The sequence below is a fragment of the Paractinoplanes ovalisporus genome (assembly GCF_016834655.1).
Classification (GTDB): domain Bacteria; phylum Actinomycetota; class Actinomycetes; order Mycobacteriales; family Micromonosporaceae; genus Actinoplanes; species Actinoplanes ovalisporus.
In genome coordinates this window covers 60,557-76,456 of the sequence record NZ_JAENHP010000024.1, presented here as the reverse complement: position 1 = coordinate 76,456, position 15,900 = coordinate 60,557, and the positions used below count along the sequence as shown (strand labels likewise).

Sequence of the window (15,900 nt, the reverse complement as noted above, 5' to 3'; positions counted from 1 at the left end):
GTTGAATCCAACGTTGTAAAAATTCTGCATGGCAGTGGCGCAGCTCACCCTTGATCCCGCGTTCGCGATCGCACCCGTCGATCCCCGGCTGTTCGGCTCGTTCGTCGAGCACATGGGCCGATGCGTCTACACCGGCATCTTCGAACCGGGTCACCCCTCCGCCGACGACGAAGGTCTGCGGACCGACGTGCTCGATCTCGTCCGCGAGCTGGGCGTCACCACGGTCCGCTACCCGGGCGGCAACTTCGTCTCCAACTACCGCTGGGAGGACGGCGTCGGCCCGCGCGGCGACCGTCCCCGCCGGCTCGACCTGGCCTGGCGCAGCCTCGAGAGCAACGCGTTCGGGCTCAACGAGTTCATGCGCTGGGCCTCGCTGGCCGGCGTCGAGCCGATGATGGCGGTCAACCTCGGCACGCGCGGCATCGAGGCCGCCGCCGAACTGGTCGAGTACTGCAATCTGGCCGACGGCACCGCGGCCGCCGACCTGCGCCGCAAGCACGGCGTCGCACACCCACACGACGTACGGATGTGGTGTCTCGGCAATGAGATGGACGGCCCCTGGCAGATCGGCAGTCTGACCGCCGAGGAGTACGGACGCCTCGCCGCCCGCGCCGGCCAGGCCATGCGCCGGGTCGATCCGAGCATCGAACTGGTCGCCTGCGGCAGCTCCAACTCGGACATGCCGACGTTCGCGGCCTGGGAGGCGACCGTCCTCGAGCACGCCTACGACCAGGTCGACTACATCTCGCTGCACACCTACTACGACCCCGAGAAGCACGACGAGGCCAGCTTCCGGGCCTCCGCGGTCGACCTCGACGGGTTCATCGAGAACGTGGTCGCGACCGCCGACCACGTGCGGGCCAAGATGCGCCGCAGCAAGCGGATCAAGCTCTCGCTGGACGAGTGGAACGTCTGGTACCAGTCCCGGTTCACCGAGCCCGAGGACCGCGACATCGAGGAGACCCCGGCGCTCATCGAGGACGACTACAACGGCACCGACGCCGTGGTGGTCGGCAACCTGCTGATCAGCATGCTGCGGCACGCCGACCGGCTCACCATCGGCTGTCAGGCGCAGCTGGTCAACGTGATCGCGCCGATCCGCACCCGGGCCGGCGGCGAGGCCTGGCGGCAGACGATCTTCCACCCCTTCGCGCACACCGCGCGCCTGGCCCGGGGAACCGTGCTGCGCCCGGCCCTGGTCAGCCCGTCGATGAGCACCGGACGTTTCGGCGACGTGCCCGCCGTGGACGCCGTTGCGACCCACGACGAGCAGACCGGCGAGCTCACCGTCTTCGTTGTCAACCGCAGCACCGAACCGGTGCCGCTCACCGTCGATCTGCGGGCCTTCCCCCGGCATCGGGTGGCCCGGCACGTGGCGCTCAGTTCGGACCGGCCCGAGCCGGTCGAGCAGGCGCCGGCCGAAGAGATCCTCCTCCCTCCCGTCTCCTGGCACGCGCTGTGCCTCACTCCCGAGGAGTCACGATGATCAATAGAAACCTCTCCCGCCGGGGCGTTCTCGGCCTCGGTGTCGGCGCCGGCGGGGCCGTGCTGCTCAGTGCCTGCGGCGACAGCGGCCCGAACGAGAAGGTCACCGGCGGCGGGCAGAACGCCGCGCCCGCCGCGACCAGCTATGACGGCCCGAACGTGGCGCTGGCCTTCTGGAACGGCTTCACCGGCGGCGACGGCCCGTTCATGAAGAAGCTGGTCGACCAGTTCAACGCCGAGCACCCCAACATCAAGGTGTCGATGAACACCTATCAGTGGGCCGACTATTACCAGAAGACCCCGGCCGCCGTGTCCACCGGCAACGGCCCCGACGTCGGTGTCATGCACGTCGACCACGTCGCCACCAACGCCGCCCGGGGCGTGATCCTGCCGCTGGAGGACCTGGCCAAGGCGCTCAACTTCAAGGCCGAGGACTTCTCGCCGCCGGTGTGGAACGCGGGCGTCTACAACAACACCCGCTACGCGATCCCGCTCGACGTGCACCCGCTCGGCTTCTTCTACAACAAGACCGTGATGGAGAAGGGCGGTCTCGACCCGGAGAAGCCGCCGACCACCGACGACGAGTACCAGGCGGCGCTGGAGTCGATGAAGGCCAAGGGCATCCAGGGCGACTGGGTCACGCCGTTCGAGTTCACCGGCAGCATGCAGTTCCAGTCGCTGCTCTGGCAGTTCGGCGGCAACCTGTTCGACGACGGCGCGACCAAGGCGCTCTTCGCCGAGCAGCCCGGCGTGCAGGCGCTGACCTGGATGACCGACCACATCAAGAACGGCTACAGCCCGAAGAACGTGGCCCAGGACGCCGACATCATCGCGCTGCGCAACGGGAAGAACGCGTTCAACTGGAACGGCATCTGGACCATCAACACGCTCAAGGAGGACAAGAACCTCGAGTGGGGTGTGGCGCCGCTGCCGCAGATCGGGACGCAGAAGGCGGCCTGGGCCGGGTCGCACCAGTTCGTGCAGTTCAAGCAGAAGTCCAAGGACGACAACAAGCTGACCGCGGGCAAGGTCTTCATCAACTGGATCAGCCAGCACTCGATCGAGTGGGCCCGCGGCGGTCAGGTCCCGGCCCGTGCCGAGATCCGCAACGGCGCCGACTTCAAGGCCCTGCCCGAGCAGTCGGCCATCGGCACGCAGATCGACTATCTGCACTTCCTGCCGCCCAAGCCCGGTATCGCCGACGTGATGGCCACCATGGTCACGGCGATCAACGAGGCCGTTCTGGGGCGCAAGGAGCCGGCCAAGGCGCTCTCCGACGGCGCCGCCAAGGCCAACCAGCTCCTGGAGCAGAACGCCAAGAAGTATGGCAGCTGAGACCGCACTCACCCGTACGCCGCCGGTGCAGGCTGGGGAGGCCGGCACCGGCGGCCGGGTGCGGCGTACGGGACCCCTGACGCCGTACCTCCTCCTGCTGCCGTACTTCGTCGTCTTCGCGACCTTCGTGCTCGTGCCGGCGGTGTACGGCCTGTGGATCAGCCTGCACGACTGGGACTATCTGCTCCCCGGCAAGCCGTTCGTGGGGCTGGACAACTACCAGGCGCTGTTCGACTCCAGCTCGGCGGTCTACAGCTTCTTCTGGGAGAGCATGTCGGCCACCGGCATCTTCACGGTCCTCAGCGTGCCGCTGCTGCTGACCGTGCCGTTGCTGCTGGCGCTGCTGCTCAACCGCAAGTTCCGGGGCCGCACGATCTTCCGGGCGATCTACTTCGCGCCGTACGTGCTGGGTGTGGCCGTGATCGGCGTGCTCTGGCGCTTCCTGCTCGACCCCAACCTGGGCGTGGTCAACGCGATCCTGGGCGCGGTCGGGCTGCCGGGGGACACGCCGTGGACCACCGCGCTGCCGTGGGGCTGGGTGACGCTGGTCGGCGTGACCGTGTGGTGGACGCTCGGCTTCAACGCGGTCATCTATCTGGCCGGGCTGCAGGACATCCCGCGCGAGCTGTACGAGGCGGCGCGCATCGACGGCGGCGGCAAGTGGGCCGAGTTCCGGCACGTGACCCTGCCCGGCCTGCGCCCGGTGCTGCTGTTCGTCACCGTCAACACGATCCTCGTCTCGGCCAACATGTTCGGCCAGTCCTACCTGATCACGCAGGGTGCGCCCGGCACCGAGACCCGCACCGCGATCATGTACATCGCCCAGGTCGGCCTGAGTGACTACAAGATGGGCAGCGCGGCGGCGATGAGTTACCTGCTCACCGCGTGTCTGCTGCTGATCAGCCTGCTGGTCTTCCGGCTCTTCAGGGAGAGGAGGGACGCATGAGACGCGTACGTCCGATCGCCTGGTACACGGTCCTGATCGGACTCAGCCTCATCTTCATCGCGCCGCTGGTGTGGATGCTGCTCACCACGTTCAAGACGCCCGGCGAGGCGACCCGGGTGCCGCCCACGGTGCTGCCGGAGGAGCCCACCACGGGCGCCTTCGACACGCTGCTGGGCAACTCGCAGACGCCGGTGCTGCGCTGGTTCCTCAACAGCGTGCTGGCCGCCACCGGTCAGGCGATCCTCGTGCTGGCGGTCGCGTCGATGGCCGCGTACGCCCTGGCCCGCCTCGAGTTCCGGGCCAAGCGCCTGATCTTCGGCATGATCATCGCGACCCTGTTCATCCCGGGTTTCGTGCTGATCATCCCGAACTTCCTGATCGTCGACCGGCTCGGCATGCTCGACTCGTTGTGGGCCCTGATCATCCCCGGGGCGGCCGGCGCGTTCGGCGTCTTCTTCCTGCGGCAGTTCTTCCTCAGCCTGCCCCGCGAGCTGGAGGAGGCGGCCGTGCTCGAGGGGGCCAACGCCTGGCAGGTCTTCACCCGGGTGGTGCTGCCGCTCTCGAAGCCGGCCCTGGCCACGCTCGCCGTGATCAGCTTCCTGACCAACTGGAACGACTTCATCTGGCCGGTCTACGTGCTGTTCAGCCCCGAGGCGTTCACGCTGCCGCCCGGTCTGGCGATCCTGCAGGGCGCTTACACGATCAACTACCCGGTGATCATGGCGGGCGCGCTGGTCGCCAGCATCCCGGTCCTACTGCTGTTCATCGTGGCCCAGCGCTACGTGATCGAGGGAGTCTCCCGCTCCGGCCTGAAAGGATGATCATGAGACGGTCCAGGACGATCATGCGACGCCTGACGGCCGCGCTCGCCGCGGTGATCACGTTGCTGGCCCTGACGGCCGGCGCCCGTCCTCCCGTCCCAGCCTCGGCGTCGTTCGCGGACACCTTCGCCGACCCGGTGATCGTCCGCGGCGACGACGGCTTCTATTACGCGTACGGAACGAGCGACCCCCTGCGCGAGGGCGAACGCACGCCGCACCGCATCCCGATGGCGCGCTCGGCCGACCTGTCGCGCTGGACCTACGTGGGCGATGCGTTTCAAACCCTTCCCTCGTACGCGGCCCCGGGCGCGTCGCTGTGGGCACCGGACGTGCGCAAGGTCGGCAACCGCTGGCTGCTCTACGCGACGGTGACCGAGACGACGACGGCCGCCGGCGCCTCGGCGATCGGGGTGGCGACCGCCCCCGGACCGACCGGCCCGTGGACCTGGGCTCCGGAACCGGCCGTGCCCCCTCGGGCGGCGCCCGGCGGGGGCTGGTGGTGGACGTTCGATCCGGCCCAGCTGACCACGCCCGACGGCCGGAAGTATCTCTACTACGGCAGCTATTTCGGCGGGATCTGGGTCAGCGAGCTCACCGCCGACGGTCTGCGGATCACCGGCACCCCGACGCGGGTGGCCGTCGACAACAAGTTCGAGGGCGCTTACGTCGTACGGCGTGAGGGTTGGTACTACCTGTTCGCGTCCTCGGCCAACTGCTGCGCCGGACCGACCACCGGATACTCCGTCTCGGTGGGCCGTTCCCGCAGCCCGCTCGGCCCGTTCACCGACCGCGACGGCCTGCGCCTCGACGTCTCCCGGGCCGGTGGCACACCGGTGATCGCGCCGAACGGTAACCGCTGGGTCGGCACCGGCCACAACGGACTGGTCACCGACCGGCGCGGCCAGGACTGGTTCGTCTACCACGCGATCGACCGCAACGACCCCTACCTCGACGAGCCGTTCGGGATCAACGAGCGGCCCATGCTGATCGACCGCCTCGACTGGATCGGCGGCTGGCCGACGGTCAACGGCGGGGCCTGGGCGTCCGACAAGCGCGACGCCGCGCCGGCCCGGACGCCGGTGCCGGGCCGGCTGTTGTTCGCCGACGAGTTCAGCGGCTCGGCGGCCGGCTGGAGCTGGGTCCGGGAAGATCCGGCGGCGACCGTGAGCGGGGGAGCGTTGCGCTGGCCGGTGCAGGGCGCTGACCTGACCGGCACCTCGAACAACGCGGGCGTGCTGCTCCGCACGCCACCGGCCGGGTCGTGGATCGCCGAGACGCGGCTGACCCTGCCGCTGGGCGAGGACACCGTCCGGAACTATCAGCAGGCCGGCCTCATCGCGTACGCGAATGACGACCTGTTCGCGCGGCTGAGCGCCGTGGCGATCTGGAACACGCGGCAGGTGGAGTTCGGCAAGGAGATGCCGTACGCGGAAGCCCTGTCCTATGGCGGCACCATCGCGGGGACGCCGGGGGAGTCGGTGACGTGGCTGCGACTGGCCCACCGGATCGATCCGGCCAACGGCGAGCACGAGTACCGCGCGGGCGTGAGCCGGGACGGCAAGCACTGGACGTGGGGTGGAGTGTGGACGCTGCCCGCCGACAGCGCGCCCCGGATCGGCCTGGTCGCGCACGGCGGGGCGGCCCCGGCCGTGACCGCGTCGTTCGACTACCTGCGGTTCTACAAGTGGTGAGGCGGGCCCTGCTGCTGACCGTGGCCCTGCTCGTGAGCGGATGCACAGCCGGAACCGACGAACCCGAGAAGAAGACGGAGGCCGGCGTGACCTTCACCAATCCGGTGCACACGCAGAACTTCCCCGATCCGGGGGCGCTTCGGGTGGGCGACACCTGGTACGCGTACGGGACGAACGGTCCTTCCGGCAACGTGCCCGTGCTGACCTCGCCCGACCTCGTGACGTGGACGCCCGCGGCCGACGCTCTGCCGCAGGTCGGCAAGTGGGCCACCGCCGGCAACACCTGGGCCCCGGAGGTGATCGAGGGGCCCGGCGGCACCTACCTGCTCTATTACACGGCCCGCTCGACCAGCACCGACGTGCAGTGCATCGGTGTCGCGGTGGCCGACCAGCCGGGCGGTCCGTATGTCGACGAGTCGGCCGAGCCGTTGATCTGCCAGGCCAAGGAGGGCGGCTCGATCGACGCGAGCCCGTTCACCGACGAGAACGGCGACCGCTACCTCTACTGGAAGAACGACGGCAACGCGATCGGGCAGTCCACATACCTCTATGGCGCGCGCCTGGCCGAGGACGGCCGGTCGATCAGCGGCGAGCCGGAACAGCTGCTGGTCAACGACGCCGGCTGGGAGGCGCACGTGATCGAGGCGCCGCAGATGGTGCGGCACGACGGCCAGCTGTACCTGTTCTATTCGGCCAACGCCTTCGACAAGGAGGAGTACGCCCTCGGCTACGCCACCTGCGAGGGCCCGCTCGGCCCGTGCGTCAAGGCCGCCGAGAACCCGATCCTGCACACGTCACCGGTCGCGGCCGGTCCGGGCCACGGTTTCCTGGTGACCACGCCGGCCGGCGAGTCGTGGCTGCTCTATCACGCGTGGCCGCCCAGCGCGGTCGGCAGCGTCGAGCCCGGCCGGCTGCTCTGGCTCGACCGGGTCGACTGGGTCGACGGAAAGCCCGTGGTCAACGGGCCCACCGCCGATCCTCAGGAGGCGCCCTCGTCGTCGTCCTGATCGCGGTGCCGGCCCTCGGTGACCTCGTCGATGGCTCCGGTGATGGCGCCGGTCAGGTCGCCCGCGGGCACGGCGACGCTCTCGCCGTAGCCCTCGGGCGGCTCCTTGGCCGGCTCGGGCGCGGTCGCGCCGCCACCGAATCCGAACTCGTTGGGCTCGTTCTGTTCCTGCTGGTCCTGATCCCGCTGCTCAGTGGTCATGAGCGCGGGATACCCCGGCCGGCCGCGGCTAAAGCTTTCCCGCGCCCGCGCCTGCTGTGACGGTCCACGCGGTCGGGGGAGTGAAACCCGCTTCCGCGTACGCCTGTTCGACCGCTGCCGTGACCACGTCGGCCTTGTCGGCGTCGATCAGCGCGAGCACACAGCCGCCGAACCCGCCCCCGGTCATCCGGGCGCCGTAGGCCCCGACCTCGAGGGCGGTCTCGACCGCGATGTCGACCTGCGGCACGGTGATCTCGAAGTCGTCGCGCATCGACGCGTGCGAGGCGGTCAGCAGCGACCCGATCTCGCGGACCTGGCCCGCCTTGAGCAGCTGCACCGTCTCGAGCACCCGGTCGTCCTCGGTGACGATGTGCCGCACCCGGCGGCGCATGACTTCGTCGTCGAGGCGGGCCAGCGCGCCCTCGAGCTCGGCACCGGTGATGTCGCGCAGCGCCGGGACGCCCAGGATGGCCGCGGCCTGCTCGCACGACTTGCGGCGGGCGCCGTACTCCCCGTCGACGTGCTGGTGCGGGGCGTTGCTGTTGATCACCAGGATGGCCAGGCCCTCGGCGGCCAGGTCGAACGGGATCTGCTCGACCTCGTAGGACCGGCAGTCGAGGAACAGCGCGTGGCCCTCGCGGCAGCGGATCGACGCCGACTGGTCGAGGATGCCGGTGGGCGCGCCGACGTAGTCGTTCTCGGCCCGCTGGGCGATCACCGGACGGCGCTCGACCGGCAGATCGAGCCCGCCCAGGTCGATCAGCGCGGTGAGCACCGACGACTCGAGCGCGGCGGACGACGACAGGCCCGAGCCGAGCGGCACCTCGGAGTCGATCGCGATGCGCGCGCCGGGGACCTCGAAGCCGTTCTCGTGCAGCGACCAGACGACCCCGGCCACGTACGCGGCCCAGCCCGTCACCTCGCCCGGCTGGGTGAGCCCGAAGCTGACCGCCTCGTCGGCGAACGTGCTGCAGACCGTCCACTCCCCGGCCGGGGCCGGACCGACCGCGGCCACCGTGCGCTGCGGCAACGCGAAGGGCAGCACGAAGCCGTCGTTGTAGTCGGTGTGCTCGCCGATCAGGTTGACCCGGCCGGGTGCGGCCCAGAGGCCGGCCGGCTCGGTGCCGAATTCCTTGACGAAGGCGTCGCGGGCGTTCATGCGACGTGCGAGCGGTAGAAGGACCAGGCGTCGCCGATCATCGACTGCAGGGTGTTCTTCTCGGGCACCCAGCCCAGCTCGTCGCGGGCCTTGTCGGACGACGCGACCAGGGTGGCCGGGTCGCCCTCGCGGCGCGGCGCGATCTCGACCGGCAGCTCGACGCCGGTGACCTCGCGGGCCACCTCGACGACCTGCTTGTTGGAGAAGCCGTTGCCGTTGCCCAGGTTGTAGATGCGGTGCTCGCCGGCGGTGGCCGCCTCGAGCGCGAGCAGGTGGGCGCGGGCCAGGTCGTGCACGTGGATGTAGTCGCGCACGCAGGTGCCGTCGGCGGTCGGGTAGTCGTCGCCGAAGATCTGCAGCTTCTCCCGCTTGCCCGCGGCGACCTGCAGCGTGATCGGGATGAGGTGGGTCTCGGGGTCGTGCCGCTCGCCGATCTCGTGACCGTCCGCGATGTAGGCTCCCGCGACGTTGAAGTAGCGCAGCGAGACCGCGGCCAGGCTGTGCGCGAACGCCTCGGACGTGAGCGCGTGGTCGAAGGTGAGCTTGGTGGCCCCGTACGTGTTGGTCGGCGCCTTGACCGCGGACTCGGTGATCGGCAGCTCGACCGGGTTGCCGTAGACGGCGGCGGTGGAGGAGAAGATGAACCGCGGCACTCCGGCCGCCCGCACCGCGTCGAGCAGGGCGAGCGACTTCACGACGTTGTCGTGCCAGTACAGCTCGGGCTTGGTCATCGACTCGCCGGCCGCGATCAGCCCGGCGAAGTGCAGCACCGCGTCGAAGCCGGAGCCGGGGGTGAGCACCCGGGCCGCGTCGGCGATGTCGGCCTCGACGAAGGTGGCGTCGGGCGCGACGGCGCCGCGGAAGCCGGTGACCAGGTTGTCGAGGACGGTGACCTCGTGGCCGGCGTCCAGCAGCAATCGGCTGGTGACGCTGCCGACGTAGCCGGCGCCCCCGGTGACGAGCAGTTTCACGGCGCGCTACACCCCTTCGCAGAAGATCCTCCGACCAGCCTAGGCGGCCGCCGGAACACCCCAAAGGTTCCGCCATCTTCGATCATAAGTCAACACTTTCAAACATCGGACATGCGGGCGCGGGCGGTTCGCGATCCGTCGCCCGGGGCTGACACAATGGTCGGCATGTCCGATGTCACCCCCCGCCCACGCGTGCTTTCCGGCATTCAGCCGACCGCCGATTCGTTCCACCTCGGGAACTATCTGGGCGCCGTGCGCAACTGGGTGGCATTGCAGGAGACGCACGACGCGTACTACTGCGTGGTCGACCTGCACGCGATCACCATGGGGCACGACCCGGCCGCCCTGCGCGAGCGCACCCGCATCTCGGCCGCCCAGCTGCTGGCCCTGGGGCTCGACCCCGAGCGGTGCACGCTGTTCGTCCAGTCCCACGTCCCCGAGCACGCCCAGCTGGGCTGGGTGCTGAGCTGCATCACCGGCTTCGGCGAGGCCGGCCGCATGGTCCAATTCAAGGACAAGTCGGCCAAGGCGGCCGACACGACGACGGTGGGCCTGTTCACCTACCCCATCCTGCAGGCGGCCGACATCCTGCTCTACCAGGCCGACCAGGTGCCGGTCGGGGAAGACCAGCGGCAGCACCTCGAGCTCACCCGCGACCTGGCCCAGCGGTTCAACACGCGGTTCGGCAAGACGTTCACGATCCCGGCGCCGTTCATCCTCAAGGACACGGCGAAGATCACCGACCTGCAGGACCCGACGGCCAAGATGTCGAAGTCGGCCTCCTCGCCCAACGGCATCATCGAGCTGCTGGAAGACCCGGCCCGCTCGGCCAAGAAGATCAAGTCGGCGGTCACCGACACCGGTCGCGAGATCCTCTACGACGAGGAGAACAAGCCCGGCGTCAGCAACCTGCTCACGATCTATGCCGCGCTGACCATGCGGACCATAGACGAACTGCTCGAGCAATATGAGGGCCGCGGCTACGGCGACCTCAAGAAAGACCTGGCCGAGGTCGTGGTCGAGTTCGTCAAGCCGGTCCAGGAACGCACCCGGGCCTATCTGGAAGACCCGGGCCACCTCGACAAGGTGCTCGCCATCGGCGCCGAGAAGGCCCGCGCGGTCGCCTCGGTGACGCTCGGCCAGGCGTACCAGAACATCGGTTTCCTGTCTCCGTCGCGCGGAGCCTGACCCTCCCGTGACCACCCCCCTCACGACGCGGATCGGCGTCGCGATCGACATCCCCGAGCCCTGGGGCGAGCTGCTCACCCAGCGGCGCGCGGCCGCCGGCGATCCCCAGGCGGCCTACACCCCCGCGCACGTGACGCTGCTCGGCCCGACCGACGTGCGCACCGACACGCTGCCGGCCATCGAGAAGCACCTCGAGACGGTGGCCGCCGCCCAGGTGCCGTTCACCATCCATCTGCGCGGCACCGGCACGTTCCGGCCGGTCACCGAGGTCGTCTTCGTGACGCTCGCGGTCGGGATCAGCGAGTGCGAGCTGCTGGCCGAGGCGATCGTGAGCTCCGGCGACGTGCACCGCGACTCGCGTTTCCCCTACCACCCGCACGTGACGGTGGCCCAGGACGTGCCGGCCGAGGCTCTCGACGCGGTCTTCGACGACCTGGCCGGGTTCTCGGCCAAGTTCCACGTGCCGGCGTTCACGTTGTTCTCGCGGGGCGAGGGCCCGTGGAAGCGGCGCCGGGACTATCCGCTGGGCGTTCCTCCGGGTGCCTGAGCCGCAGCTCGCGTGACGTCGGTTACGGTCGGCGCGTGAATCCGATCGATCGGGCCTACGAGGCGGCCGAGTCCCGTGTCATGTGGCTCCGTCACCGGTCCCGATACTTCGATCACCTCAGCCGGGCCGTCGTGCGCTACATCGACGTGCAGGGCGGGCGACTTGCCGCGGCGATCGCCTACTACGGGTTCTTCGCCGTCTTCGCCCTGCTGCTGATCGGCTACTCGATCTTCGGCATCCTGCTGAACAGCAACGAGGGCCTGTTCGACATCGTCCGCGACTTCCTCCGGCAGAACCTGCCCTTCCTCGACGTGCAGGCGATCCTGGACAGCGGCAAGACGGTCGGCATCGTGGGCATCGTCGGCCTGACCTTCACCGGCATCGCCTGGGTCGAGGCGATCCGCTCCTCGCAGCGGCTGATCTGGCAGCTCAACGAGCAGCCCGGTTACATCGGCGTGCGGCAGGTCCTCGACCTGCTGGTGCTGCTCGGCATCCTGGCCCTGCTCGCGCTCACCCAGCTCGCCGTCTATGGACTCGAGCTGCTGCTCGACTGGATGGCCGACGGCATCGTCCAGATCTCGGTCGAGGTCCTGCTCCGGATCGCGGTCAACATGCTGCTGGCGGCGGCGCTGCTGGCCGCGGTGCCGAGACTACGGATGACCGTGCGGCGGATGGCCCCGCCGGTGCTCCAGGTCGGCATCGGGCTCTGGCTGCTCAACACGGTGGGCAAATCGTTCGTGGGGCTTGTGCAGCGCAACCCGGCCTACGGCCTGGTCGGTTCGGCCGTCGGCGTGCTGGTCTACCTGTACGTTTTCAACCAGCTGCTGCTGTTCGGGGCGGCCTGGGCGGCGACCAGCCAGCACGGTCGCGTGGTCGACCTGTCAGCTGACGATAAAAATGCCCCCGTGGGGCAAAACACCTGGATTCGGCACACCACACCGGAATGATGGCCCCGTGGGCACTCTCGTGACATTGGACCTGCCGGCCGGCTCGCCGGTGGCCGACCTCCCCTGGGTCATCACGATCGGGTCGCTGGGCGACGAGGAGGACTGGGAACCCGTGGTCTGCGGACCGTACGAGCGGGCCCACGCCCTCGCCCTGGCCCAGGCCGTGGTGGCCGACGAACAGCTGATGGCGGTCGTCGAGCCGCTGCTGCCCCGGCCCGACGCCGAGGCCATCCGCGGCGAGATCGAACTGGCCCGCGCGGCCGTGGAGTCACCGGACGACGACGAGACCGACCCCTTCGACGAGTACGAGACCCGGCGCGTACGGCCCGGCCGCCCGCCCACCGAGGCCGAGGTGCGCGAGGGCTGGGGTCGCATCGCGGCCCGGCTCACCACGGTCTAGCGGTTGGTCAGGGCCCGGAAGCCGCGCAGGAACCCCTCCTTGTCCGGCGCGCCCAGCAGCATGCGTTGCAGCGCGAAGCCCGGGATCAGCGCGTAGAAGGCGCCGGTGACCTCGTCGACGTCGGTGCCGGCGGGCAGTTCGCCGCTCTCGGCCGCGTGGACGATCAGCACGCGGACGCCGGCCCGCAGATCCGAGTAGCGCTCGAAGACGATCCGGCTGATCGACGGGTCGACCGTGGACTCGGCCCAGATCTGCAGCGCGACCGGCAGCGCGCCGCCCGGCCGGGCCTGCTCGTCGATCACGTCGAGCAGCAGCTCCAGCGACTCGAGAAGGGGCAGCCGCCGGGTCGCGATCTCGTCGATCCGGCTGCGGATGCCGCCCACGACCCCCTCGGCGATGGCCGCGATGATCTCGTCCTTGGACTTGAAGTAGCGGTAGACCGCGCCGACCGAGAGCCCCGCCTCCTTGATCAGGTCTTGCATCGAGGTGTTGTGCAGTCCCTTGCGCAGAAAGCAGGCGCGGGCGGCGGCCAGGATCTGCTCACGGCGGGCGGTGAGGTGTTGCTCGGAGACGCGTGGCATGCCTCTCATCATAAAACGAACGCTCGTTCTTGACTAAGTGGAGAGGGCGCCTTCCAGGTCACGACCGTGGCCGACGCGGCCGCCGCCGATGCCGCCATCCGCGACCGGGAGGTGTACGGCGCGATCCTGGTCTCCGCCTCGGGCGCCGAGGTGCACGTCGCTTCGGCCGCGTCGCCCGCCGTCTCGGCGCTGCTGACCCAGGCCGCCGCCGGCTTCGGGCCGCAGACTCCGGTGAGCGACATCGTGCCGCTCGACGCGAACGACCCGCGCGGCACCGGGTTCGCCGGGGGCTTCTTGCCGCTCGCCATCACCAGCCTGCTCGCCGGTGTACTGGTCTCCCTGCTCGTCCGGCAGCGTGTGGCCCGGTTCATCGCGCTGCTCAGCTATGGCGTGCTGGCCGGTCTTACGGTCGCCGTGGTGCAGCAGCAGTGGCTGGACATCCTGCCCGGTGACCATCTGGCCGTGGCCGCCGCGCTGGGCCTGTTCGCGCTGGCCCTGGCGTCCGCGATGACGGGGCTGGCGGCCGTGCTCGACCGGGGCGGTCTGGCCCTCGGAGCCGTGGTGATGTTCCTGGTCGGCAACGCGCTGGCCGGCATCGCGGCCGCTCCCGAGCTGTTGCCGCAGCCGTGGGGTGAGGTCGGCCAGTGGCTGCCGATCGGGGCGGGGGCCCAGCTGCTGCGGTCGGCCGCCTACTTCGACGGCGCGGGCGCGGCCCAGGCGATCGCGGTCCTCACGGCGTACGCGGGAATCGGTCTGCTCCTGACCCTGATCGGCCGCCGCGGTCTGGCCGGCAAGCCGGCCGGGACGACCACCGCCACCCCCGACCTGGTCGCCGTGGCCTGAGCGGGCACACTCGCGGGCATGGTCATCACCAAGCCGACCTGGTCTCGGTGCGATCTTCCGGCCGCTGAATAATCGCGGGCATGGTCATCACCAAGCCGACCTGGTCTCGGTGCGATCTTCCGGCCGCTGAATAATCGCGGGCATGGTCATCACCAAGCGATGGGCAATCTTCCTGACTCTGGTCGGCGTCTGGACGTGGGTCATCTGGCCCCGGTTCGGCCTGGCCATCTGGAAGGACGACCGCTCGTTCGCCGACGGCCGGCCGACCTCGTTCCTGATGGTCCATGCGGTGCTGATCGTCGCCTCGCTGGCGATCGGCACCGTCGTCGGCGTCCTCGGCGCAAAAGCCTGGCGAAAGTCCTGACCGGACCGGAAGGTTTCTGGCCTGTTACCACAGGGGCCGATGATTTGCCGCACTACCGGATAGAAGCCACGACCTGTGCGCCACGCGATTGCGGGCAGATAACGGTGCGCCAACAGTCCGGCCCAAAGTACCGCCGACGTTCTGGCCTGCGGCTACGCTCCCGCGGTGAAGACTCACCGACAAGTGTCGGTGTGCGTTGGAAGGAGGGCGTCTTGCGCCCAGTACGTGGGAAGCGGATCGTTGCGATTCTCGCGGCAGGTGGGCTGACGCTCGCCGCCGCGGCCTGTGGTGACGCTCCTGACGAGACCCCTGCCGGCGGCAGCTCCAGTGGTGCCGCGACCGCCGCCGCATACAAGGCCTGCATGGTCACCGACACCGGCGGCATCGACGACAAGTCCTTCAACGCGTCCGCATGGGCGGGTCTGCAGGCGGCCAAGACCGACGCGCCGAACGTCGACCCGAAGTACGTCGCCTCGACCGCCGAGGCCGACTACGAGCCCAACCTGCGTGGCTTCGTGACCCAGAAGTGCAACTTCATCCTGTCGGTGGGTGGCCTGATGGGCGACTCCACCAAGGCGGTCGCCGAGCAGAACACCAGCCAGCAGTTCGGCATCGTGGACAGCTCGATCCAGGGCGCGACCAACGTCTACCCGATGCAGTTCGCGACCCACCAGGCCTCGTTCCTCGCGGGCTACCTGGCCGCGGGCTACTCGAAGTCGGGCAAGGTGGCGACCTTCGGCGGCCTCAAGATCCCGCCGGTCACCATCTTCATGGACGGCTTCGCCGACGGCGTCGCGCAGTACAACAAGGTCAAGAACAAGAACGTCCAGGTGCTCGGCTGGGACAAGGCCAAGCAGAACGGCAGCTTCGCCGAAGACTTCGCCAGCCCGGCCAAGGGCAAGGCCCTGACCAACACGTTCGTCGCCCAGGGGGCCGACGTGATCATGCCGGTCGCCGGCGGCACCGGCCTCGGCGCGGCCGAGGTGGCCAAGGGCTCCAGCGGCAAGGTCTCGGTCATCTGGGTCGACCAGGACGGCTGCAAGAGCACCCCGCAGGACTGCGACGTGTTCCTGACCACCGTTGTCAAGAACATCAACGACGCCGTCAAGACCGCGGTCGTCGCCGGCGCCACCGGCCAGCCGCTCACCGCCACCCCGGGCTACCTGGGCACGCTGGAGAACGACGGTGTCTCGCTGGCGCCGTACAACCAGTTCGACAGCAAGGTCGACCAGGCCCTCAAGGACGAGGTCGAGAAGCTGAAGGCGGACATCATCGCCGGAACCGTCAAGGTCGAGTCGGCCAGCGCCCCGGCCTGACCGAACGCTAGGTAACATCGGCCGCCGCACGGTCGCGAGGTTTTCTCGTGGCCGGGCGGCGGCCCCCTTCTCAAGTGAATGCGCCCGAAGTCAGGAGAT

General features: G+C 69.5%; 17 protein-coding genes. 13 read left to right on the top strand and 4 right to left on the bottom strand.

Annotated features, from left to right (window positions below):
• Positions 1-28: 28 nt before the first annotated feature.
• The 6 genes from arfA to JIG36_RS42550 are packed head-to-tail and all read left to right on the top strand — an operon-like array spanning position 29 to position 7,285.
• A complete protein-coding gene (gene arfA / locus JIG36_RS42575; RefSeq protein ID WP_203382571.1) occupies positions 29-1,486 on the top strand; it encodes an arabinosylfuranosidase ArfA in 1,458 nt (485 codons plus the stop codon).
• The gene (locus JIG36_RS42570) at positions 1,483-2,820 is read left to right on the top strand and encodes an ABC transporter substrate-binding protein (RefSeq protein ID WP_203382570.1); all 1,338 of its coding nucleotides are present in this window, start codon (positions 1,483-1,485) and stop codon (positions 2,818-2,820) included. Before arfA ends, JIG36_RS42570 begins: the two co-directional genes overlap by 4 nt.
• Positions 2,810-3,766, top strand: coding sequence for a carbohydrate ABC transporter permease (locus JIG36_RS42565; RefSeq protein WP_203382569.1), 957 nt, complete (start codon positions 2,810-2,812; stop codon positions 3,764-3,766). Before JIG36_RS42570 ends, JIG36_RS42565 begins: the two co-directional genes overlap by 11 nt.
• Positions 3,763-4,587 carry a carbohydrate ABC transporter permease gene (locus JIG36_RS42560; protein WP_203382568.1) on the top strand — a complete coding sequence of 275 codons (825 nt, stop codon included), beginning with the start codon at positions 3,763-3,765 and terminating at the stop codon, positions 4,585-4,587. The genes JIG36_RS42565 and JIG36_RS42560 overlap by 4 nt, the downstream gene beginning before the upstream one ends.
• Before the next feature lie 2 nt (positions 4,588-4,589).
• Positions 4,590-6,278 (top strand): glycoside hydrolase family 43 protein, encoded by a 1,689-nt coding sequence (locus tag JIG36_RS42555; RefSeq protein WP_236049317.1) that lies wholly within the window; start codon positions 4,590-4,592, stop codon positions 6,276-6,278.
• Positions 6,272-7,285 carry a glycoside hydrolase family 43 protein gene (locus JIG36_RS42550; protein ID WP_203382567.1) on the top strand — a complete coding sequence of 338 codons (1,014 nt, stop codon included), beginning with the start codon at positions 6,272-6,274 and terminating at the stop codon, positions 7,283-7,285. Before JIG36_RS42555 ends, JIG36_RS42550 begins: the two co-directional genes overlap by 7 nt.
• On the opposite strand, the gene JIG36_RS42545 is transcribed toward JIG36_RS42550, so the two are convergent.
• From JIG36_RS42545 to galE, 3 genes are read right to left on the bottom strand one after another with little or no spacing between them, the layout of a single operon-like run.
• Positions 7,258-7,485 carry a hypothetical protein gene (locus tag JIG36_RS42545; protein WP_203382566.1) on the bottom strand — a complete coding sequence of 76 codons (228 nt, stop codon included), beginning with the start codon at positions 7,483-7,485 and terminating at the stop codon, positions 7,258-7,260. The two genes, JIG36_RS42550 and JIG36_RS42545, sit on opposite strands and share 28 nt — an antisense overlap.
• A gap of 28 nt (positions 7,486-7,513) precedes the next feature.
• Positions 7,514-8,644, bottom strand: a complete 1,131-nt coding sequence (gene galK, locus JIG36_RS42540; RefSeq protein WP_203382565.1) for a galactokinase — start codon at positions 8,642-8,644, stop codon at positions 7,514-7,516.
• A complete protein-coding gene (galE, locus tag JIG36_RS42535) occupies positions 8,641-9,615 on the bottom strand; it encodes a UDP-glucose 4-epimerase GalE (protein ID WP_203382564.1) in 975 nt (324 codons plus the stop codon). Before galE ends, galK begins: the two co-directional genes overlap by 4 nt.
• Before the next feature lie 165 nt (positions 9,616-9,780).
• Here galE and trpS point away from each other — a divergent pair, with 165 nt between their 5' ends.
• Genes trpS through JIG36_RS42515 form a run of 4 tightly spaced genes read left to right on the top strand, consistent with a single transcriptional unit; the run spans position 9,781 to position 12,697 of the window.
• A complete protein-coding gene (trpS, locus tag JIG36_RS42530) occupies positions 9,781-10,803 on the top strand; it encodes a tryptophan--tRNA ligase (protein ID WP_203382563.1) in 1,023 nt (340 codons plus the stop codon).
• A gap of 7 nt (positions 10,804-10,810) precedes the next feature.
• The gene (locus JIG36_RS42525; protein WP_203382562.1) at positions 10,811-11,350 is read left to right on the top strand and encodes a 2'-5' RNA ligase family protein; all 540 of its coding nucleotides are present in this window, start codon (positions 10,811-10,813) and stop codon (positions 11,348-11,350) included.
• A gap of 35 nt (positions 11,351-11,385) precedes the next feature.
• Positions 11,386-12,297 (top strand): YihY/virulence factor BrkB family protein, encoded by a 912-nt coding sequence (locus JIG36_RS42520; RefSeq protein ID WP_203382561.1) that lies wholly within the window; start codon positions 11,386-11,388, stop codon positions 12,295-12,297.
• Positions 12,298-12,304: 7 nt separating this feature from the next.
• Positions 12,305-12,697: a hypothetical protein gene (locus tag JIG36_RS42515; protein ID WP_203382560.1), complete on the top strand. Its 393-nt coding sequence runs from the start codon at positions 12,305-12,307 to the stop codon at positions 12,695-12,697.
• Here JIG36_RS42515 and JIG36_RS42510 read toward each other — a convergent pair.
• Positions 12,694-13,278 (bottom strand): TetR/AcrR family transcriptional regulator, encoded by a 585-nt coding sequence (locus tag JIG36_RS42510; RefSeq protein ID WP_203382559.1) that lies wholly within the window; start codon positions 13,276-13,278, stop codon positions 12,694-12,696. The two genes, JIG36_RS42515 and JIG36_RS42510, sit on opposite strands and share 4 nt — an antisense overlap.
• A gap of 66 nt (positions 13,279-13,344) precedes the next feature.
• Between JIG36_RS42510 and JIG36_RS42505 the strand changes: the two genes are divergently transcribed.
• The 3 genes from JIG36_RS42505 to JIG36_RS42495 all read left to right on the top strand — a co-directional run bounded on the left by JIG36_RS42505 (position 13,345) and on the right by JIG36_RS42495 (position 15,801).
• Positions 13,345-14,121: a hypothetical protein gene (locus JIG36_RS42505; protein WP_203382558.1), complete on the top strand. Its 777-nt coding sequence runs from the start codon at positions 13,345-13,347 to the stop codon at positions 14,119-14,121.
• 142 nt (positions 14,122-14,263) lie between these two features.
• The gene (locus JIG36_RS42500) at positions 14,264-14,485 is read left to right on the top strand and encodes an SCO4848 family membrane protein (protein WP_203382557.1); all 222 of its coding nucleotides are present in this window, start codon (positions 14,264-14,266) and stop codon (positions 14,483-14,485) included.
• A 212-nt stretch (positions 14,486-14,697) separates the two neighbouring features.
• On the top strand, positions 14,698-15,801 hold the full coding sequence (locus JIG36_RS42495) for a BMP family lipoprotein (protein WP_203382556.1): 1,104 nt from the start codon (positions 14,698-14,700) through the stop codon (positions 15,799-15,801).
• Positions 15,802-15,900 lie beyond the last annotated feature (99 nt).